This window comes from Methylobacterium dankookense, from assembly GCF_902141855.1.
GTDB lineage: Bacteria > Pseudomonadota > Alphaproteobacteria > Rhizobiales > Beijerinckiaceae > Methylobacterium > Methylobacterium dankookense.
Genome location: NZ_CABFVH010000054.1, coordinates 1 through 20,317, shown reverse-complemented (window position 1 = coordinate 20,317; position 20,317 = coordinate 1). Strand labels below are relative to the sequence as shown.

General features: G+C 71.0%; 19 protein-coding genes and 2 pseudogenes. 2 read left to right on the top strand and 19 right to left on the bottom strand.

Annotated elements, in window-relative coordinates:
• Window positions 1–98 precede the first annotated feature (98 nt).
• From MTDSW087_RS25675 to MTDSW087_RS25660, 4 genes are all read right to left on the bottom strand, one after another.
• On the bottom strand, window positions 99–3,533 hold the full coding sequence (locus MTDSW087_RS25675) for an SbcC/MukB-like Walker B domain-containing protein (RefSeq protein WP_144767979.1): 3,435 nt from the start codon (window positions 3,531–3,533) through the stop codon (window positions 99–101).
• 157 nt (window positions 3,534–3,690) lie between these two features.
• Window positions 3,691–4,323 carry a DUF4194 domain-containing protein gene (locus MTDSW087_RS25670; protein ID WP_144767977.1) on the bottom strand — a complete coding sequence of 211 codons (633 nt, stop codon included), beginning with the start codon at window positions 4,321–4,323 and terminating at the stop codon, window positions 3,691–3,693.
• Window positions 4,316–5,686, bottom strand: coding sequence for a Wadjet anti-phage system protein JetA family protein (locus MTDSW087_RS25665; protein WP_144767975.1), 1,371 nt, complete (start codon window positions 5,684–5,686; stop codon window positions 4,316–4,318). Before MTDSW087_RS25665 ends, MTDSW087_RS25670 begins: the two co-directional genes overlap by 8 nt.
• 26 nt (window positions 5,687–5,712) lie before the next feature.
• Window positions 5,713–6,129: an FKBP-type peptidyl-prolyl cis-trans isomerase gene (locus MTDSW087_RS25660; protein ID WP_144767973.1), complete on the bottom strand. Its 417-nt coding sequence runs from the start codon at window positions 6,127–6,129 to the stop codon at window positions 5,713–5,715.
• Window positions 6,130–6,247: 118 nt separating this feature from the next.
• On the opposite strand from MTDSW087_RS25660, the gene MTDSW087_RS25655 reads away from it, so the two are divergent.
• On the top strand, window positions 6,248–6,565 hold the full coding sequence (locus MTDSW087_RS25655) for a hypothetical protein (RefSeq protein WP_144767971.1): 318 nt from the start codon (window positions 6,248–6,250) through the stop codon (window positions 6,563–6,565).
• 4 nt (window positions 6,566–6,569) lie between these two features.
• Here MTDSW087_RS25655 and MTDSW087_RS25650 read toward each other — a convergent pair whose 3' ends face one another.
• From MTDSW087_RS25650 to pstS, 8 genes are all read right to left on the bottom strand, one after another.
• A complete protein-coding gene (locus MTDSW087_RS25650) occupies window positions 6,570–6,851 on the bottom strand; it encodes a hypothetical protein (RefSeq protein WP_144767969.1) in 282 nt (93 codons plus the stop codon).
• Entirely contained in the window at window positions 6,851–7,057 is a 207-nt protein-coding gene (locus MTDSW087_RS25645) for a hypothetical protein (protein WP_144767967.1), read from the bottom strand. Before MTDSW087_RS25645 ends, MTDSW087_RS25650 begins: the two co-directional genes overlap by 1 nt.
• A gap of 194 nt (window positions 7,058–7,251) precedes the next feature.
• Complete coding sequence (gene phoB, locus MTDSW087_RS25640) at window positions 7,252–7,947, bottom strand: phosphate regulon transcriptional regulator PhoB (RefSeq protein ID WP_144767965.1); 696 nt, start codon at window positions 7,945–7,947, stop codon at window positions 7,252–7,254.
• A gap of 91 nt (window positions 7,948–8,038) precedes the next feature.
• Window positions 8,039–8,755, bottom strand: a complete 717-nt coding sequence (gene phoU / locus MTDSW087_RS25635; protein WP_144767963.1) for a phosphate signaling complex protein PhoU — start codon at window positions 8,753–8,755, stop codon at window positions 8,039–8,041.
• 41 nt (window positions 8,756–8,796) lie between these two features.
• Window positions 8,797–9,627 (bottom strand): phosphate ABC transporter ATP-binding protein PstB, encoded by an 831-nt coding sequence (gene pstB / locus MTDSW087_RS25630; protein WP_144767961.1) that lies wholly within the window; start codon window positions 9,625–9,627, stop codon window positions 8,797–8,799.
• A gap of 25 nt (window positions 9,628–9,652) precedes the next feature.
• Complete coding sequence (gene pstA, locus MTDSW087_RS25625) at window positions 9,653–10,537, bottom strand: phosphate ABC transporter permease PstA (RefSeq protein WP_144767959.1); 885 nt, start codon at window positions 10,535–10,537, stop codon at window positions 9,653–9,655.
• 11 nt (window positions 10,538–10,548) lie between these two features.
• Window positions 10,549–11,526, bottom strand: coding sequence for a phosphate ABC transporter permease subunit PstC (pstC, locus tag MTDSW087_RS25620; protein ID WP_144767957.1), 978 nt, complete (start codon window positions 11,524–11,526; stop codon window positions 10,549–10,551).
• Between the two features lie 185 nt (window positions 11,527–11,711).
• Window positions 11,712–12,752: a phosphate ABC transporter substrate-binding protein PstS gene (pstS, locus tag MTDSW087_RS25615; protein ID WP_144767955.1), complete on the bottom strand. Its 1,041-nt coding sequence runs from the start codon at window positions 12,750–12,752 to the stop codon at window positions 11,712–11,714.
• 306 nt (window positions 12,753–13,058) lie between these two features.
• On the opposite strand from pstS, the gene MTDSW087_RS25610 reads away from it, so the two are divergent.
• Entirely contained in the window at window positions 13,059–13,322 is a 264-nt protein-coding gene (locus MTDSW087_RS25610; RefSeq protein WP_144767953.1) for a hypothetical protein, read from the top strand.
• A gap of 30 nt (window positions 13,323–13,352) precedes the next feature.
• On the opposite strand, the gene MTDSW087_RS25605 is transcribed toward MTDSW087_RS25610, so the two are convergent.
• From MTDSW087_RS25605 to MTDSW087_RS25575, 7 genes and pseudogenes are all read right to left on the bottom strand, one after another.
• A complete protein-coding gene (locus MTDSW087_RS25605; protein WP_144767951.1) occupies window positions 13,353–13,550 on the bottom strand; it encodes a hypothetical protein in 198 nt (65 codons plus the stop codon).
• Between the two features lie 119 nt (window positions 13,551–13,669).
• A complete protein-coding gene (recN, locus tag MTDSW087_RS25600; protein ID WP_144767949.1) occupies window positions 13,670–15,343 on the bottom strand; it encodes a DNA repair protein RecN in 1,674 nt (557 codons plus the stop codon).
• A 133-nt stretch (window positions 15,344–15,476) separates the two neighbouring features.
• A complete protein-coding gene (locus MTDSW087_RS25595; protein ID WP_144767947.1) occupies window positions 15,477–16,604 on the bottom strand; it encodes a glycosyltransferase family 2 protein in 1,128 nt (375 codons plus the stop codon).
• A gap of 143 nt (window positions 16,605–16,747) precedes the next feature.
• Window positions 16,748–16,963: pseudogene (locus tag MTDSW087_RS31520) on the bottom strand (CatB-related O-acetyltransferase); the annotation flags it as partial.
• A gap of 705 nt (window positions 16,964–17,668) precedes the next feature.
• Window positions 17,669–18,541 carry an outer membrane protein assembly factor BamD gene (locus tag MTDSW087_RS25585; RefSeq protein WP_144767943.1) on the bottom strand — a complete coding sequence of 291 codons (873 nt, stop codon included), beginning with the start codon at window positions 18,539–18,541 and terminating at the stop codon, window positions 17,669–17,671.
• Window positions 18,542–18,770: 229 nt separating this feature from the next.
• Complete coding sequence (lpxC, locus tag MTDSW087_RS25580) at window positions 18,771–19,718, bottom strand: UDP-3-O-acyl-N-acetylglucosamine deacetylase (RefSeq protein WP_144767941.1); 948 nt, start codon at window positions 19,716–19,718, stop codon at window positions 18,771–18,773.
• A gap of 404 nt (window positions 19,719–20,122) precedes the next feature.
• Window positions 20,123–20,317, bottom strand: a pseudogene (locus MTDSW087_RS25575) (cell division protein FtsZ); the annotation flags it as partial.

Below are 20,317 nucleotides of genomic sequence, written 5' to 3'. Positions count from 1 at the left end.
CGCCGCCGACCGGACGTTCCTCCCGATCGCTTCCGCGTCGGCGGCGCCCCCCCTGCTCCCGAAGCGTCCGCGGCATCCCCGGGCGCGTTCCCGCGGGATCAGGCCGAATCCACCTCGCCGAACGCCTCCAGGCCCATCCGGTCGGGGTTGATGCCCGCGAGCGCGCGCTTGGCTGCCTCCAGCGGATGCTCGGATTCGATCCGCACCGACCGCAGATCCGCGCTCTTGTAGACCGTCACGATGGTGTCCATCACCTCTGTGAGCGTCGTGCGCTTGTCCTCGGGCGCGGCGATCAGGAGCTGCAGGCCCCAGGCGCCGTAGAGGTCGACCAGCGCCTGGCTGTTGCGCACGTCGAGCTTGGAGAAGGCCTCGTCGAGGAGGCAGAGGCCGAGCCCCGGATTCTCGTCGCCCGGCCGGTCGCCGGGATAGTAGGCGCTGGCGAGCGAGGCGGCGATCGCCACGTAGAACGGTGCCTGCGCCTCGCCGCCCGAGCCCCGCAGCGCCCGGCTCGACATGGTGGTGCGGCTGCCGTCGCGGCCCTTCATGCCGATCTCGTAGACGAAGTAGTTGCGGTAATCGGCGAGCCGCGCCGCGTCCTCGGCGCCGCCGATCAGCGCCTGGATCTCCTCCAGCGCCGCGCTCATCGCCCCCGCCTCGCCCGGCACCAGCAGCGCCTGAGCGGCATCGGGCGAGCGCGCGACCTCGGTGGCCAGCGCGTGCACGGCTGCGTAGCGCCGGTCCACCGCCGCCTCGAAGGCGTAGGTCTGGCCGGTGAAGCTGCGCGACGACAGGCGCTCGTTGAGGGCGTCGAGGCGGGCATGGACGCGTTCGAACTTGTCGGCGAGCCGCGTCAGCAGATCCTCGGTCATCAGCCGGCGCATCTCGCCCTCGGCCCGCTCGGCCTGGGCGCGGTAGCGGCGCAGCTCGTGCCCGGCCACCGCATCGTGCTCGCGCTTGGCGAAATCGTAGCCGAGGCTCGCCGGGGCCTCGCCCTGGCCGAGGGGGTTCGCAATGCGCCACTGCGCGCAATACTCGGTGAGGTCGCGCTCGGCGGCGCGTCCCTGCGCGCGGGCGCTCTCGGCGGCCTCGCGGGCGAGCGTGCGCTCGCTGGCGGCGAAGCTGCTCATCGCCTTGCCCTCGGCCTCGGCGAGTTCCCGGCGTACCGACGCGACCGGGGCGAGATCGACCGCGACGCCGCGCAGGAGGCGCACGCGCAAGGGGTCGCCGCCGGCGAAGCGGTTGAGGGCGCTGCGCCGCGCCGCGAGCGCCGCGCGGGCGGCCTCCCGGGCCGAGCCGAGCCGGGCCTTCAGCGCCGCCTCGTCGGCGAGCATCCGGTCGAGCTTCGGCTCCAGCTCCTCGGAAAGCTCGCGCAGATAGGCGACGCGCTCGGTGTTCAGCGCCTTGATCTCGGCCTCGAGGCTCCCTGCATCCTGCTTGGTGATGGCCTCGCGCTCGGTGGCGAGCGTCCGGCGCCGGCCTTCCAGTCCGTCCACCTCGTCGCGCAGGGCATCGACGTCGTCGAGCCCGCGTTCGATCCGGGCGCGGATGGCCACGGCCGCGCGGGCGGCCTCGCGCAGCACCACGGCCTCGTTGCGCAGGCGCCGCGCCTCGGTGACCGCCGCCTCGTGCAGGCGCCGGCTCTCGGGGGTCGGCCCGCGCTTGCCCCGGGTCATCAGGAGGTCGACCGAGCGCGTCACCGTGTAGGCCATGCCGGCGGTGGTCCGGCCGGAGGGCGCCACGGCACGGCTCATGTGCCGCAATTCCTCGTCGTTGCGGGCGAGGTCGTAGCCGCCGATGCGCACGCCGAGGAAGGCCTCGGCATGGGGGTCCGTGGTCTCGATGACGGAGAGCGGCCCGTCGTCGTCGCGGCGCGCCCGGTGGCGGGCGGTGTCGGTGGTCTTGACCAGGATGCAGCGGCTGAAGCGGTCGCGGCCGCCCTGGAGCACCTGCAGCGCCTCCTCCAGGCGGTGCGGCTCCACCACCATCGCCTCGCGGGCGCGACCGAGCAGCCCTTCGAGGGCCTGCCCCCAGACCGGATCGACGATCTCGGCGAGCTCGCAGATCGGGGTCGCGTCGATGCCGCGGCGGGCGAGCTCGTTGCGGAAGGCGATGGTGTCCGAGGAGAGCCGCGCCGACGAGCCGGAGACGGGGGCCGGCGCCGTGCGCTCGGCCTCGGATTCCTTGGCGCGGGCGCGGATGCCGATATCCTCGGCGGCGCGCTCGAGGGCATCCTCGAACGGGCCGAGGCGGGCGAGCCGCTCGACGATCCCCGCCAGCGCCCCGTCCGCACGCAGCAGGTCCGGCAGCGGCGCGTCCTTGCGAAGCCCCGAGCGGGCGCAGGCCTCGGCGAGGGCGGCGGCTTCCGGTGCGGAGGCGCGCATCGCGGCGAGCACCGGCTGGAGCTTGCCCATCTGCGCGACGAGGCCGACGAGGTCGCCGACGCGGTTCGTCAGGTCGCGCCGGTCGCGCTCCAGCATGGAGAGGCCCAGCGTCGAGGCAGCGAGCCGCCCTTCGGCGGCGCTCGCGGCGACGAGCGCCTTCTTCTCGGCAATCTCGGCATCGATGTCGCGCACGAAGCCGCGGCTCGACGCGACGCTCTCGCGGGCGATGCGCAGGGTGTCCGCGCCCTCGCGCAGACGGGTCCGGATGCCGAGCAGATCGAGGCAGCGGCGGCGCAGCTCCGCGCTCGCCGCCCGGGCCTCGTGGGTCGCGGCGGCGAGCACAGCGTCGCCCCAGGTCTCGTAGCGGTTGAGCAGGCGCTTCAGGCGGTTGAGCTTCTGCTCCAGCTCGCCGATCGTCTCGAGGAGCGCGCGCCAGTTCTCCACCGACTGGCGCACCCGCTCCACGTCGAGGGGCTCGGCATCGAGCACGAAGGAGCGCACGAAGGCGCTGGTGTCGAAGATCGGCTTGAAGGCGACGGCGTTGGCGAAGCTGCGCAGGAAATGGCGCGGGTCCGGCACCGGCGCGCCCTCGCGCAGGGTGGAGAGCAGTTCCGCGGTGAAGCGCTCGCCGGAGGCGCGGAACTCCTCGAAGGTCTCGGCCTTGCGGCGAAGGTCGGCCGCGATCTCGCTCCAGGGCGCGGTGTAGCTGCCCTCCCCGTTCTGGCGGGTGTAGTCGGCGATCTCGAAGCGGTGGCCGGTGGCGATGAAGCGCGAGAGCACGGTCTCGCGGCTCTCGCTGGCGCGCGCGGCGAGCGCCAGCCCCACCGAGACGATCCGGCCGGTATGCTCGTTCTCGAAGACCAGGACGAGGATGGTCTCGCAGGATTCCCGTGTCGGCCGGCCGCCCTCTGCGGGATCGCTGATCCAGCCGAGGCAGTAGTCGCGCACGGTGCGCGCGCTGCGGCCCGAGGCCGAGGCGTTCAGCGCCAGCCGGCTCGCATTGTTGCCCGCGAGCACGGTGCCGACCGCGTCGAAGATCGTGGACTTGCCGGCGCCCGTCGGCCCGACGAGCGCGGTCGCGCCGCGGACACGGATCTGCTCGCGCCGGATCAGGTACCAGTTCGAGATCGCGATGTCGGTGAGGCGGTACACCCGGTCTTGCCACAACGGTTTTCGAGCGGGCCGGCGCGTCGGCCCGGTCAAGGAATCGACCTTGGGACCGGCCCGGAGGCAGCGCGTCGGCGCGACCTCGCGCGAGGCCGCGCCGCCCTGTTGCGGGCAACGCCGTGCGGATGCAACCCGGGACCCTCTATTCGCTGGGGTCTGCGGACTCGGCCCAGGCCTGGATGCGCTCCAGCCAGCCGTCCGAGGCGAGGACGAGGATGCCCGGCAGCACCGAGACCGGGGTGATCCGCTCGGAGCGGTCGCGCTCGCCCATGCGCAGGCCGCCGCGGCGGGAGAACAGGCGCAGGATCTCGATGAGGCGCGCCTCGTCCGGCGGGTCGGAGCGGGCGGCGGTGCGGATCGTCTCCACGAGGTCGTCGGTGGTGCACTCGACCACGCCGTCCGTGGAGATGCGGTGATCGCGCACGCCCTCCTCGTAGGCGAGGCGCAGGCTGAGCAGGACCAGGGTCTCGTCCTTGCGCAGCCGCTCGGCGACGATGTCGTGCCGAGCCGAATCGGCCGGCAGCGTCAGCGAGACCATCTGGTCGCGGTGGGAGACGGCGAGCTGGTAGCCGAGGCAGGCGAAATAGTCGGTGAAGAAGGGCGCGTAGTGGCGGGCGAGCTCGTAGGAGCGGCCGATGCCGGGGGTGTTCGAATAGATCACCTGCCCCTTCAGCAGCACCTGCAGCGCGCGGGACAGCTCCTCGGCATCCGGCGCCCGGGCGCCCGGGGGCGCGGGCTCGTCGCCGTCGACGATGGCGCGGAAAGGTTCAAGCATCGGCGCGGCGTTCCAGCACAAAATCCGGGCAGTCGAGCCAGCCGTTGGAGAGGCGCTCGCTCAGATGCGTGACGGCGAAGCGCGCGCCGAGCGCGCCCTCGAACAGCACGTCGATCTCGCGCAGGCGCTGGAACACGATGAAGGCGTCCACGTCCGCGATCTCCAGCTCGGAGCCGCGCAGGGCGCCGCGCTTCGGCAGCCGCGCCTCCACGAATTCCGCCATGCGCTCGGGCGTCACGGTGGTGCGGCGGCGGAAGGCGGCCTTGGCCTCGACGAAGGCCTCGATGCGGGAATCGACCACGATCTCGGGCAGCGGGTCGATGTCGATCGGCGCGCGCAGGCGCCGCGGCGTCGAGAGATGGGGCTCGCCGATGGGCGGGCGCAGGAGCGAGACGTCGGCCGCGACGTCCGGCGCCGCCTCGGAGGCACCGACCGCCCGGAGTGCCGCGGCGGTGCGCTCGATGCCGAGCGAATCCGGCCGGTCCATGTAGCGCACGGCCGCCGCGATGCGGCGCTCCATCCGGGCGACGACCTCGTCCACCGCGTCGAGATGCCGGTCGATCCCCTCGAACACGGCCAGGATCTCGGCAAGGTCCGCGCGCACGGCACGCTCCCCGGCCTCGACGTTCCCGGCACGGCCCTCACGCACCAGACCCTCGGCGAGCGCCCGGATCATCAGCACGTCGCGCAGGGCGCGGCCCGCCTCCCGGACGATGGCCGAGCGGAAGCGGAACGGGTTGAAGCGGGTGTGCAGCGTCCGGTAGTCGCTGATCAGGTGCCGCTCGACGAAATCCTCGAAGTAGAGGCGGAAGGCGGCGCGCCGGTCCTCCTCCCGCAGGATGCGGTCCTCGATCTTGCGCATGGCCCCGGCGAGGCCGCGCAGATGGGCGAGGAAGGCATTGGCCTCGCGGGCGGCGTTGGCCAGCGCCTCCGAGCGCTCGGCGGGGTTGGCGAGCGCGCTCTCCAGGCTGCCGAGCACCTCCAGCACCGCGCCGCCATAGGAGCGGGTCTCGCCGCGCTCGATGCGCGAGAGCTCCTCCAGCAGCAGCCGCGCCTCGGGGTCGAACTCGACCACGGGCACGTAGCGCTCGCGCCGCTCGATCAGCCAGCCCGATTCGAGGAAGCGCCGGTAGAGGGCCGAGCGCCGCTCGACCGCGTCCGGCGGGAAGGTGTCGTCGTCGGCAAGCTCCGGCGTGTCGTAGCTGCCGGCGAAGGCGCCGATCTCGGCGAGCAGCTCCGCCTTGCGCATCGGCTCCGAGCCGATCACCCGCCGGTGCAGATGCAGCAGCAGGGCCGCGTTGAAGGCGCGGCTCGGCGAGGCGAGCGGCCGGAACAGGTCGTCGGGAAGCTGTGCGAACAGCACGATGTCGACCTGCCCCGGCGCGCGTCTTACTTCGCGCCGAACAGCTCGACGTCGAAGAGCAGCGTGGCGTTCGGCGGGATCACGCCGCCCGCGCCGCGGGCGCCGTAGCCCATCTCCGGCGGGATCACGAGGGTGCGCTTGCCGCCGGCCTTCATGGTGGCGACGCCCTCGTCCCAGCCGCGGATCACCTGACCGGCGCCGATCTGGAAGGTGAAGGGCTGGCCGCGGTCGCGCGACGAGTCGAACTTCTTGCCCTTCTGGCCCTTCTCGTAGAGCCAGCCGGTGTAGTGCACGGTCACCTGCTGGCCGGTCTTCGGCTCGGGGCCGGTGCCCACGACCTCGTCCTGATACTTCAGGCCGGAGGGCAGGGTGACGAAATCGGCGTTGGCGGCAGCGGTCATGGCGATCAGCGCAGCTCCTGCGAGCGGAAACAGACGAGGCATGGGTCCTCCCCCGGGTCGGCGTCCCGCGCCGCCCGTCGGCGGGCCTCTTACCAGCCTTGGGCTCCCGGAGGCCAGCCGGCGGGTGGAGCCGTTCGCGCCCGTCCCGCGTTGAGGGGGCATGCCGACCGCAGACATCGTCACGCCGCAGGACTGGGACGCCCGGGTCGACCGGCTCTCGGAGAAGCTCCCGGAAACCCTGCGCCGCGCCCTCGACTGGCTGCGCGAGCCGTCGCGGCTCTGGCTGCGGGTCGGCGCGGCGATCCTGTTCATCCTCGGCGGGATCTTCTCGATCCTGCCGGTGCTGGGCCTGTGGATGCTGCCGGTGGGCCTGGCGCTGCTCGCGCAGGACGTGCCCGGGCTGAAGGTGCCGCTGGAGAAGTCCGCCCGCTGGATCGAGGCGACCTGGGCCAGGCTCAAGGCGCGCTGGCGGAGCTGAACCTTCAGATCTCCGCGCGCGCATCCTCCAGGAGCTGGGCGAGGCCGGAATCGACCTCCGCCGCCAGGAGCGCCCGTTCCGCCTCGGTGAGGTCGGAGGCCCAGCCCTTGCCGGAGAAGCCCTCGGCGCAGCGGGCGCGCTCGGAGCCGATGAAGGCCTCGGTCTCCTCGGCCCGCGTCCGCATGGCGTGGACGAGGCCGAACCAGGCGGCGCGCTCCACCACCGCGAGGCGGGCGCGCAGGCGGATCATCACCGCCCGCTCGGATGAGACGGTCTCGTCGGACATCAGCGGCGCTGCTCGCAACGGGTCTTCACGTAGCTGTCCTTGGCGATCTCGATGCCGGAATTGGCCGCGATCACCGGGCCCTGCACAAGGCATTCCTGCAGCGTGTGCGCGGGACCGGTCACCACGTCGATGGCGGTCTCGCGGGTGCAGTCCGGTGCCTGCACCGTGTTGGCGCAGATGAGCGCCACGACGATGATCTGGTTCATGCCACCTCCCTGCCCCGCCTCTGCGAGCGGGTCGGGACGATTGAAGACGCGGCAGCCGGCCCCGGCAAGAGGCCGCATCGACGCGGCGCCGGGACCGGCCCGATCTCACGATCACGATCGCGGATGTCCCGGGCCGGAGTTCCAGGCGCGGACCATTCGGCCCTGCCGCCCTTAAAGCCCGCTCGAACAGGCTCTCAGGCGCAGAACGTCTCGTCGAAGGCGTAGCCGGAGCCGCGCACGGTGCGGATCGGATCGGGCTGGCGCGGGCGGTTCAGCGCCTTGCGCAGGCGGCCGACATGCACGTCCACCGTGCGCTCGTCGATATAGACGTCGTGTCCCCAGACGCCGTCGAGGAGCTGCTCGCGCGAGAAGACGCGGCCGGGGCTCTGCATCAGGAATTCGAGCAGCTTGAACTCGGTCGGCCCGAGATGGATCTCGTGGCCGCTGCGGCGGATGCGGTGGCTGACCCGGTCGAGCTCGATGTCGCCGGCCGCCAGCAGGTCGGCGACATGGGCGGGCTTGGACCGGCGCAGCAGCGCGCGGACCCGGGCCAGCAGCTCCGGCACCGAGAAGGGCTTGACGATGTAGTCGTCCGCTCCGGTGCCCAGGCCGCGGACGCGGTCGCCCTCCTCGCCGCGGGCGGTGAGCATGATGATCGGCAGGCGCTCGGTCTCGCGGCGAGCCCGCACGCGGCGGCACAGCTCGATCCCCGAGAGGCCCGGCAGCATCCAGTCGAGCAGGATCAGGTCGGGCGCCTGCTCCGCGAGGCGCAGCTCCGCCTCGTCGCCGCGGGCGGCCACGTCCACCGCGAAGCCCTCCGCCTCCAGGTTGTAGCGCAGGAGGGTGGTGAGGGCCTCCTCGTCCTCGACGATCAGGATGCGCGTGCGCATGTCGGTTCTCCGGGCGCCCTGGGCCGAGCCCCGCTCGGCTCAGGACGGTACGCGTATGGTCCTCTGTTCCCGCCGGCCGGATGCCGCCGCCTCAGGCGGCGCCCGGCGTCACCGTGGCGTAGTTCGAGGCGTCGTTCTTCGGGCGGTCGCCGGCCGGGGTCTCGCCGGTGACGAGATACTGGATGGTCTCGGCGATGTTGGTGGTGTGGTCGCCGATGCGCTCGACGTTCTTGGCGCAGAACAGCAGGTGCGTGCAGAATGAGATGTTGCGCGGATCCTCCATCATGTAGGTCAGGAGTTCGCGGAACAGGGAGTTGTACAGGGCGTCGATCTCGCCGTCCCGCTCCCACACGTCGTGCGCCGCCTTGACGTCGCGGCTGGCATAGGCGTCGAGCACGTCCTTGAGCTGCGCTTCCGCGAGGTCGCTCATGTGCTGCACGCCGAGGATGATCTTCTGGCCGACCGGCTGGTCGCTGATCGCCACGACGCGCTTGGCGACGTTCTTGGCGAGGTCGCCGATCCGCTCCAGGTCGCCCGAGACGCGGATCGCCGAGATGGTCTCGCGCAGGTCGATGGCGAGCGGCTGGCGCCGGGCGATCAGGAGCACCGAGCGCTCCTCGATGTCGTGCTGGATGGCGTCGAGGCGCTTGTCGGCCAGGATGACGCTCTGCGCGAGGGCGGAATCGCGGCGGACCAGCGCGTCGGTGGCCTCGGTGACCATCTTCTCGGCGATGCCGCCCATCTCGGAGATGGAGCGGCGCAGGTTCTCCAGGTCGGTGTCGTAGGAGGTGACGATATGGTCGGCCATGGCGGGATCCTCGAATCGGCTGGGACGGGCGGGCCGGAATCTCAGCCGAAGCGGCCGGTGATGTAGTCCTGGGTCTGCCGCTTCTCCGGGTTCATGAAGATGCGGTTGGTGGGGCCGAACTCGACCAGCTCGCCGAGATACATGAAGGCGGTGAACTGCGAGATGCGGGCCGCCTGCTGCATGTTGTGCGTCACGATGGCGATCGTGAACTCGTTGCGCAGCTGCTCGATCAGCTCCTCGATGCGGCCGGTGGAGATCGGGTCGAGGGCCGAGGTCGGCTCGTCGAACAGGATCACCTCGGGGCGCTGCGCCACGGTGCGGGCGATGCAGAGGCGCTGCTGCTGGCCGCCCGAGAGGCCCATGCCGGACTGCTTGAGCTTGTCCTTCACCTCGTCCCAGAGCGCGGCCTTGCGCAGGGAGGATTCGACGCGGGCGTCGAGCTCGGCCCTGGGCAGCTTCTCGTAGAGACGGATGCCGAAGGCGACGTTGTCGTAGATCGACATCGGGAAGGGCGTCGGCTTCTGGAAGACCATGCCGACGCGGGCGCGCAGGTCGTTCAGGTCGACGCGCGGGTCGAGGATGTTGGTGCCGTCGAGCAGGATCTGACCTTCCGCGCGCTGCTCCGGATAGAGGCTGTAGATCCGGTTGAAGGTGCGCAGCAGGGTGGACTTGCCGCAGCCCGAGGGGCCGATCAGCGCGGTCACCTGGCGGTCGTGGAAGTTGAGGTTGACGTTCTTCAGGCCGTGGAACTGGCCGTAATAGAAGTTCAGGTCCTTCACGGCGATCCGGACGGGGGCGCTCGAATCGGCGTTGGCGCGGGTGGCGGGCTGGGTCAGCGCCTCGGTGGCGGCGGTCGCAGCGGCGGTGCTCATGGGAAAGGTCCTTCCGGCCGTCGTGTCAGCGGGCGCGCTGCGGCTTGATCACCACGCGGGCGACCACCGACAGGGCGAGGATGGCGAGGGTGATGAGGAGCGCGCCGGCCCAGGCGAGCTGCTGCCAGTTCGGGTAGGGCGAGAGGGCGAACTGGTAGATCATCACCGGCAGGTTCGCGACGCCGCCCATCAGGTTGGCGTTGAACCAGCTGTTGTTGTTGAGGGCGGTGAAGAGGAGCGGCGCGGTCTCGCCGGCTATGCGGGCCAGCGCCAGGATGATGCCGGTGACGATGCCCGACGAGGCCGCGCGCCAGGTCACGCTGCGGATCACCGTGGAGGCCGGCGCGCCGAGGGCCGCGCCGGCCTCGCGCAGGGTGCCCGGCACGAGGCGCAGCATGTCCTCGGTGGTGCGCACGATCACGGGCGTCGCGATGATGGCGAGCGCCACGCCGCCGGCCCAGCCCGAATAGGTCCCCATCGGCCGCACCATCAGGGTGTAGACGAACAGGCCGATCAGGATCGACGGCGCCGAGAGCAGGATGTCGTTGAGGAAGCGGATCACGTCCGCGAGCTTCGAGGTGCGGCCGTACTCGGCGAGGAAGGTGCCCGCCATCACGCCGATCGGGGTCGCGACCACGATGCCGATGGTGGTGAGCACGAGGCTGCCGAGGATCGCGTTGGCGATGCCGCCGCCCTCGGTGCCCGGGCCCGGCGTCGGGTGGGTGAAGAGGGTCGGCGAGAGGCCGCGGATGCCCTCGACGATCAGCATGAGCAGGATCGAGCCGAGCACGATCGCGCCCAGCACGGTGGCGAGGGTGCAGGAGATGCGCAGCATCCGGTCGGCGGTGCGCCGGGAGGGACGCACGCGGCTCTGGCGGACGCTCGGCGTGATGGTGGTCGCGGCGTTCATCGAAGGCTTCCTCAGGCGACCTTCACGCGCCGCGTCAGCAGGCGGGCGATGATCAGGACGATGAAGGTGATCACGAAGAGGAGGCAGCCGAGCGCCATCAGGGCGTTGAGCTGCAGGCCGTCCGCCTCGTTGAACTCGTTGGCGATGCGCGACGCGATGGTCGAGCCCGGATCGAAGATCGAGGCCGAGAGGCGGTTCGCGTTGCCGATCACGAAGGTCACCGCCATGGTCTCGCCGAGCGCGCGGCCGAGGCCCAGCATGATTGCCCCGATGATCGAGACGGAGGCCTGCGGGATGAGGACGTGGCGCATGACCTCCCAGGTCGTGCAGCCGATGCCGTAGGCGCTCTCGCGCAGGATCGTCGGGATCTGGTCGAGCATGTCGCGGGCGATCGAGGCCACGAAGGGCACGATCATGATCGCCAGGATGAAGCCGGCCGTCAGGATGCCGACGCCCGAGGGCGCGCGGGCGTAGAGCAGCGTGCCGACCACCGGCAGGCCCTCGACGAGGTTCGAGACAGGCACCTGGACGAAGCGGGCGAAGAGCGGGGCGAAGATGAACAGGCCCCACATGCCGTAGATGATGCTGGGCACCGCGGCGAGGAGCTCGATCGTCATGCCGACCGGCTTGCGCGCCCAGCCCGGGCAGAGCTGCGTGAGGTAGATCGCGATGCCGAGCGAGATCGGCACGCCGATCACGAGGGCGAGCAGGGCCGAGGCCAGGGTGCCGATCACCGCGACGAGGGCGCCGTACTGCTCGGTGCCGACGTTCCAGGCGCTGGAGGTCAGGAAGCCGAACCCGAACTCGCGGAAGGCCGGCCAGCCCCCGTAGACGATCGAGCCGATGATGCCCGCGAGCACCAGGAGCACGATGATGGCGGACGCGTAGGCCGCGCCCCGGAACAGGCTGTCGGCGCCCTTGCTCGGGCCGCGCCGCTGGGCGGGGCGCTGCGTGTCGGCCAGCGCGATCTGATCAGTCAAGGCGGTCATCCGCGGTTCTCTTCACCGGGGTGGGCGTTTAGCGCGCGGATGCGACCGGCGCGAGGGCGGGCGACGGGCTCACGCACCATCAATTCCCGGCGAGGCGCCGGGATACACCATCGAAGAGCGTAGGTTCCGGGGGGACGGCGCCGTGGCGCCGTCCCGGTGTGGTCAGGTTGCCGTCGGGCAGCCGCTCACATGCCGAGGACGGGCTTGCCGTCCTTGCCCTTCACGTTCTTCCACTCCTCGTGGATCTGGGCGACCACGTTGTCCGGCAGCGGGACGTAGTCGAGCTCGGTGGCCATCTTGTCCCCGTTCTTGTAGGCCCAGTCGAAGAACTTCAGCACCTCGGCGGACTTGGCGGCGTCGGCGGCCTCCTTGTGCACGAGGATGAAGGTCGCGGCGGTGATCGGCCACGCGTCGTCGCCGGCCTGGTTGGTCAGCGAGATGCCGAAGCCGGGGGCGGCCTTCCAGTCGGCGCTGGCGGCGGCGGCCTGGAACGCCTTGTCGTCGGGCTGCGGGAACTTGCCGGCCTTGTTCTGGATCAGCGCGTAGCTGAGCTTGTTCTGCTTGGCGTAGGCCGACTCGACGTAGCCGATGGCGTTCGGGACCTGCTTGACGCTGGCGGTGACGCCCTCGTTGCCCTTGCCGCCCTGGCCGGCCGGCCACGAGATGGTGGTCGCCGCGCCGTACTCCTTCTTCCAGCCCTCGGAGGCCTGGGAGAGGTAGGTGGTGAAGATGTTGGTCGTGCCGGAGGCGTCCGAGCGGTAGACCGGGGTGATCGTCGCGTCGGGCAGCTTCAGGCCGTCGTTGAGCTGGGCGATCTTGGGGTCGGACCACTTGGTGATCTTGCCGGCATAGATGTCGGCGATGACCTCACCGGTGAGCTTGAGCTTGCCCGGCTCGAGGCCGGCGATGTTCACCACGGTGACGACGCCGCCCATCACGGTGGGGAACTGGACGAGGCCGTCCTTCTCGAGGGCCGCGCCCTTCAGCGGCGCGTCGGTCGCGCCGAAATCGACCGTCTTGGCCTGGATCTGCTTGATGCCGCCGCCGGAGCCGATCGACTGATAGTTGAGGCCCATGCCCGTCTCCTTGCGGTAGGCCTCGGCCCACTTCGAGTAGACCGGGAACGGGAAGGTGGCGCCGGCACCGGTGATGTCGGCGGCGCGGGCCGGCAGGACGAGCTGGGCCGCCGCGAGGCCGAGGGCGAGCGCGTAGGTGAAAGGCTTCACGTGATTCTCCGTTGCCGCCGGGTGGACAAGCACCGCCGGGTGGACGTGGCGTCGACCGCGTATCGTCCGAGCCGGCCGCAGCCGGCCCGGCATCCCCGGCCGGGCTCGCATCTAAGTCCCGGCGCTTGCGGCCCTATGACACGGATGTGACGTCCGGATGACACCGCTCGGCCGCGGTCCCGGCTACGGTCCCAACACGCCCCTGGGTTGTGCCTGGAGCCTGCGTGGCACGGTTCGCGCCCTTCGCGCGTTTCTTTCACAGGCGAAGCCCGGATGTCGCCGCCGGCGCGAGTTTAGGGGAGCTTCATGACCGTGGGCAATTCGCTGCCCGACCTGGAGGCGTCGCGCCCGGGAGGCGAGGACGACGCGTTCCTCGCGCTGCATGCCGAGCGCGAGAGCGTGGAGCGCGCGCTCACCCTGGCCCAGGCCCGCCAGCGCTTCAGCCAGGATCCGGCCGAGGCCGAGGGTGCGAGGACCGAGGAGGCCGACCTCCTGGCCCGTCTCGACCAGATCATGACCCAGATCCGCGCGGCCGAGTACAAGCGCCGGCCCGGCGCCCGGCGCTGGTAGGAGCGGGGTTCCGAGGAAGTCCCGCGCCCGTCAGTTCGGGCGGCGCAGGGCGCGCTCCTTGCTGCGCAGGCGCAGGATCAGGTCGACCTGCGAATCGGGGATGGGCAGCTTGTCGATGCTCGCCTCGTAGACGGAGCGCAGCGATTCGCCGAGGCTGCGCGTATCGACCGGGCGCCCTGCCCCGTCCTGCCCGCTCATGGCTTCAACTTTGATGGCCGACTGGCTCATCCTCTCCCCCGGCGCGACCCAGCGCGGGCTCCCGACCCTTGGCCCGCGTCGGACCAGCATGGGCCGGAATGGTTAAGAGGCGGTAAACCTTAAGCCTCTGGTAACCTTGACCATTCGTTTCACGCCCCTGCCGCCTGGAGCAGGCTTGCCGCCGCGGCGCGGGCCTCGTCGGTGACCTGCGCGCCGGCCAGCATGCGGGCGATCTCCTCGCGCCGCGCCGCCTCCGGCAGGGAGGCGACCCGGGTCGCGACGCGGTCGTCGCCCTTCACCGGCGCCTTGCTGATCAGGAAATGGGTCTGCGCGCGGGCGGCGACCTGGGGGGCGTGGGTCACGCAGACCACCTGCACCGTCGCCGAGAGCCGGGCGAGCCGCGCGCCGATGGCGTCGGCCACGGCACCGCCGACGCCGGTATCGATCTCGTCGAAGATCAGGGTCGGGGCCGAGCCCTTGTCGGCAAGCACCACCTTGAGCGCCAGCATGAAGCGGGAGAGTTCGCCCCCCGAGGCGACCTTCATCATCGGGCCGGGCCGGGTGCCGGGATTGGTCTGCGCCCAGAACTCGACGCGCTCGGTCCCGGCGGGATCGCGTGAATCCGGGTCGGTCGCGATCTCGGTGATGAAGCGGGCGCGCTCCAGCTTCAGTGGCGGCAGCTCGGCCTTCACCGCCGCGTCGAGCTGCTTGGCGGCCCGGCGACGCCCGGCCGCGAGCTTCTCGGCCGCCTGCGCGTAGGTGCGCTCCGCGTCCGTCAGCGTCCGCTCCAGGCCGGAGAGCGCCTCCTCGCCCGCATCGATCGCCGCCACGTCGGCGACGTAGCGCTCGCGCAGGGCCGCGAGGTCGTCGGCGGCCACGTCGTACTTGCGCGAGGCCGCGCGGAGGGCGAACAGGCGCTCCTCCACCCGCTCCAGCTCACGCGGGTCGAACTCGGTCTCGGCGACTGCCGCATCGAGCACGGCGCGGGCCTCGTCGAGGGCGACGAGGGCGGCGTCGAGGGCCGAGACGCAGGGTTCGACCAGAGCCGGAAGCTGGCTCGCGCGGCGCTCCAGCTTGCGCACGGCGGAGGAGAGGTGCGGCACCATGGAATGCGGGCCGCCGACCGCGTCGAGCGCCGCGTTGAGGTCACGGGCGACCTTCTCGCTCTGCTGCATCACCGTGCGGCGCTCGGCGAGCGCGGCCTCCTCGCCCGGCTTCGGATCGAGCTCGGCCAACTCCTCCACGGCGTGGCGCAGGAAGTCGGCCTCCTTGCGCGCCGCCTCGACGCGGGCGCGGTGCTGCTCCAGGGCGGTGCGCGCGCCCCGCACCCGGCGCGCGGCCTCGCCGACCGCCGCGAGGGGGGCCTGGAGTCCGCCGAAGGCATCGAGGATGGCGCGGTGCGTCCCGGCATCGGAGAGCGCCCGGTCGTCGTGCTGGCCGTGGATCTCCACCAGGGCCGCGCCGATCGCCCGCAGCACCTGCACGCCCACCGGCTGGTCGTTGACGAAGGCGCGGGTGCGCCCGTCCGCCATCTGCGTCCGGCGCAGGATCAGGTCGCCCTCGGTGTCGATCTCGGCCTCGGCCGCGATGCGGCGGGCCGGATGGTCGAGGGGGGCGTCGAACACGGCCGTGACGCTGCCCTGGCTCTCGCCGTGGCGCACGAGGCGGCCGTCGCCGCGCCCGCCGAGGGCCAGCGCGAAGGCGTCGAGCAGGATCGACTTGCCCGCTCCCGTCTCGCCGGTCAGGACGCTCAGCCCGTCACGGAAGTTCAGTTCGAGCTTGTCGATCAGAACGATGTCGCGGATCGCAAGCTGCACGAGCATGCTGCGGCACAAATCCCTATGATGCGCCTCTGTCGCGGCAGAGGTCGTTTAGCCCGAAGGATCGCCGAGTTCACGCCGAAAATACGCGCCGTGCCGACGCACCGGATGCGGCGGCGCCGCGTCCATGGACGGGTCAGGCGAGGAAGCCGCGGAAGTCGAAGCCCGCGATCCGATCGCTGAACGCTGTGTTCGGCTCGGATGCGCCGCCGCCGATCAGGGCGGTCTCGAAGGTCGCGCCCGTCTCGGCCGCCGGCTCCTCCGGCCGGAGGAAGGGCGCCGCGTAGTGGGTCTCGACCGGGCTGAGCTCGCCCGCTGCGCGCCGGGCGGCGAGATGGGCGCGGACCTCCTCATGCGTGAGCAGGGCGGCCGGCACGGCGCCCTTCGCGCGCAGGTGCTTGAGGCTGCGCGCCCGCGCGATATCGGGGCCGAGCCGCGAGACGTGCAGGATCCCGATCCGGCCGAACGAGCCGGGGCGCATGGCCGCGACCACCTCGGGCACGTGGAGGTTGTGGCCGACATGGCGGATGCGCGTGCTGAGGTCCGACCGGACGACGGCCTTGCCGGCCACCGTGCCGGCGACGAGGCTCTCGGGCGAGATGTCGAAGCGGAGCGGCCGCGACCAGTCGAGGCGCCCGTCGCGCTCCTCCGGCACGGTCAGGTTCGGGAACCACGTGCCCGCATAGACGCCCTCCGCCCCGCGCCGGAGCAGGTCGAGCAGCGGCTCCCGGCCGATCCGGCCCTCCGCATGCCCGAACAGGAACTCGTCCGCGTCGAGGACGCAGACGTAGCGGCAGTTGCGCGCGAGGAACCCGTAGAAGGCGGCGTTGAGCTCGGTGTCGTGGATCGTGTCGTAATAATGCGGGTAGTCGAGGATCAGGATCCGGTCGCGATAGGCGTCGAGGATCGCGAGGTGGTCCGGATCCGTCGAGCCGCAATCGAGGATGACGAGGTTGTGCAGCCCGACGATGCCGCGATGGTAGTCGATCCATTGCGGCAGGAGGTGGGGCTCGTCCTTCACCTTGAGGACGAGCTTCAGCAGCGTGTTCCGGCCGGGCGCGAAGTCGAGGCCCATCGGGCGGCCGATCTCCAGCCAGTCGCGATAGGCATGGGCCCAGGAGGCGAAGTGGAAGCGCCGCGCCGCCTGGTACGTCTCCCGCGAGAAGGAGGCGGAGCGATGGCCGAACGGCTGGCTGCACAGCTCGAAGCGGCGGTATCCGGGATTCTCGAGGAGGAAGAAGTAGGTATCCCTGAGCTTCACCATCCGGCGCCGCCTCAGAGCAGCTCGGTCAGCCGGACGATGCGCGGCTGGTAGGGCTCCTCCGCGGCCACGCGCGCTTCCAGGGCATCGATCGAGGCGGCGGGGCGCGAGACGTCGATGCCCTGGAGCTGCCAGGGCGCCAGCGTCCACCAGCGGCTGGCGAGCAGCCGCGCGATCAGCGCATCGTCGAACCGGTAGCGCACCACCCGGCCCGGATTGCCCGCCACGATCGCGTAGGGCGGCACGTCCCGGGTGACGACGGCATGCGCCCCGACGATCGCTCCCGTGCCGATCCGCACGCCCTGCCGGATATAGGCGCCGTGCCCGATCCAGACGTCGTTCTCGACGACGATGGTCCGGCCCTGGACGAAGGGCTCGCGGTCCGTGAGGTCCGGCCGGAAGGCGTGCAGCGACGCGGCACCCTCGAAATCCCGGCCGACATTGAAGACCGGGTGCGGCAGGTAGAAGAAGGGCGAGGTGCTCAGCCAGGCGATGGAATGGTCGCCGCGGCCCATCTGCACCGACTCGCCGATCGAGACGTACCGCCCGAGGGTGACGTTGTTGTAGTAGCCGTTCACCGCATAGCTGAAGCTGCCGATGGCGATGCGGCCGAAGATCTCCATCGATTGCAGGCTGCAGGGCGATTCCAGCACGCAATCGGCGGGCAGCGCCATGGCGCCCGCGGGCGGGCTGGTGTCGATCCCGTGGGCGTGGAGCTTCTGCTTGAGGTCGGCCGTGACGATGTAGCGCCCGTCCGGCGTCAGCTGCGGCGAGGCCGGCGGCGCGGGCGGCGGTTCGGCGGGGGCGGCCGCGCGGATCTTCGGAAGGAGACCGGCCCTCCGCAGAAGCGTCTTCGTCCGTCGTGCGAGCATCTGATAGGGGCTCCGCCTGATCCAAGCGGAGCCCCTATCAGTGAGCCCGCGCGGCGCCTGAGCGAGGACCGGATCCGCCATCCCGAAGGGATCGAACGGATCCGGTATGACGCGGCGATCCGGAAACGTGAAGAGCCGTGCCGGATCGCTTCGGATCGGGCACGGCTCGGATTTGGGTCCCGATGGTGTCGGGGGTTACTCGGCCGAGGCGGTCTTGCCCAGCACCGAGCGGTAGACCTTGCTCAGGAAGGACGACTTCTCCTCGCGCGGCTCGAGGCCGCCGGTCGCCAGGAGGGCGTGCGCGTCCTTGTACCAGGGGCTGTCGGGGAAGTTGTGCCCGAGCACGGCCGCGGAGTTCTGCGCCTCGCCGGTGATGCCGAGCGCCATATAGGCCTCGGTCAGGCGCATCAGCGCCTCCTCGGCGTGGCGGGTGGTCTGGTACTTGGCGACCACGTCGCGGAAACGGTTGATCGCGGCCGGGAAGCTGCGCTTCTCGAGATAGAAGCGGCCGACCTCCATCTCCTTGCCGGCGAGCTGGTCGCGGGTGATCTGGATCTTGGCCTTGGCGTCGGCGGCGTATTCCGAGGTCGGGTAGCGCTGCACGAGCTCCTGGAGGGCGACGAGGGCCTTCTCGGAGCGCTCCTGGTCGCGGGTCACGTCCGGGATCTGCTTGTACTGCGACATCGCCATCAGATACTGCGCGTAGGCCGCATCCTTGCTGGCCGGATGGCGCTGCAGGTAGCGCTTCGAGGCGTTGATGGCGTCGTCGTACTTCTGGCCCTGGTAGTTCGAGTAGGCGGTCATCAGGAGCGCCTTCCGCGACCAGTCGGAATAGGCGTACTGCTTGTCGAGGCTGTCGAACTTCTTGACCGCGGCCTCGTAGTCGCTGTCCTCGATCTTGGCCAGGCCCTCGCTGTAGAGCTTGTCGGCCGGCGTATTCTCGATGATCTCGGGCTTGTACTTCTCGGCGAAGAGCCCTGTCGGGTCGAAATCGCAACCGCCGAGGCCGAGGCCGAGGGCAGCCACGAGGGCGGCCGAAGCCTTGCGAGTGCGGGGGGTGAGGCGCATCTGCGGTTCTTTCCCGAACGGGCCCGGGCCCACCTCACGCGGGGTGGGCCGCCTTCCTGAGATCTGGTTCCGAGCCGGGACTTCGGCGATCCGGCGCGGGTTGCGCCGCGACCGCCGCGGGTCCTTCACGGATGCTTCACCGTGACGCTCGATTCGGGCGCGAAAGCGGCAGGGGCGCGGCGCCCGCATTCCGCAAGCTGCTGTGTCGCGGATGCAACGGTTCTGGCGGTCAGAGTTCCGCGGCGAAGGCCGCGATGCCGAGGCCGACGCCGAACTCGGCGAGGGCGGTCTCTCGGCGGGGGCCCGGCGCCTCGACGATCGCGTAGTTCGCGCGGTCGGCGAACAGGGCGGTGAGGACGCCGACATTCATGCGGTGGCCGCCGCAATAGGAGCGGTAGGCGCCCTGGATCGGCAGGCCGGCCAGCGCGAGGTCGCCGACGGCGTCGAGAATCTTGTGGCGGACGAACTCGTCGGCGAAGCGCAGGCCTTCCGGGTTGACCACGGCGGTCTCGCCCACGGCGACGGTGTTCTCGAGGGAAGCGCCCAGCGCGAAGCCCGCCTTCCAGTAGCGCTCCACGTCCTTCATCATGCCGAAGGTGCGGGCGCCGGCGATCTCGCGGCGATAGGCGGCGGCGCTCAGGTCCATCGCCTTGCGGCTGCGGCCGATCACCGGGTTGGCGAAGTCGATCTCCACGTCGAGGCGGAAGCCGCGGTCGATCGGGCGAAGCTCGGCGAAGGCGGTGCCGGCCTCGATGCGCACGTGGCGCAGGATCTTGATCCAGCGGCGCGGTACGCCGCAGCCGGCGACGCCGACCTTGTCGATGGCCTTGACGAAGGGGAGCGCGCTGCCGTCGAGGATCGGCATCTCGGGGCCGTCGATCTCGACCAGGGCGTTGTCGATGCCGAGCCCGAAGAGGGCGGACATCAGGTGCTCGATCGTGGCGACCGCGCCGCTGTCGACGTCGCCGATGACGGTGCACAGCTCGGTGGCGGAGACGCAGGCGTGGTGGGCTTGGATCAGCCGGTCATTGCCGTTGGGCATGCCGGTTCGGAGAAAGGCGATACCGTGATTGGCTGGCGCTGGCCGGATCGTGATCTCGACCGGGTTGCCGGAATGGACGCCGATGCCGCTGAGGGTCACCGCGCCCTTGAGGGTCGTCTGCTGGTTTGATCGCATTCCTTAGCCCTCGGCCGTGACCCCGCCGCTGGTGCCCGGCTGTCCGCCCGGCACCGCGCCCTCGATCCGTCCGCTGCTTGAGTCCCTGCGTGTCGGCAGCCTTCGGCCACCGCATTTCTCATCGTTCGCAAGTTTTATAGCGGTGCACCAAAGGGCGGCCAAATCACGGATTCTTACGCTCTGTTACAGACACGCTTTCGCCAACATTCAGAAAAGAATTGGTCCATCAACATGTTAACAGATGGTTAACCGAGCTTGAAGCCGAAGGCGGGGCTGTGGCCGAGATGCACCATCGCTCCGCATGCATGCCTGATTGTGCAATGCAAAAACCCGCCCTCCCTCGCGGGTGGCGGGTTCTCGAAGGCGCGTCGGGGCGCCCCGGGCCGTAGCCCGGGGCCGTCGCGTCAGTTGGCCTGGCGGCGCAGGAAGGCCGGGATCTCCAGGTGATCGTCGTCCATCATGCGCGGCTGCGGCGCGGCGCGGCCCTGCGCGTCGAGGTTGCCCTGGGGCGCGCGGTAGGCCGGGGCCGCGGGCGGCACGGCGCTGCGCGGGGCCGGGGCGACGGGCGCCTGCGGCTGGGGCGCGCGGGGCTGCTGGGC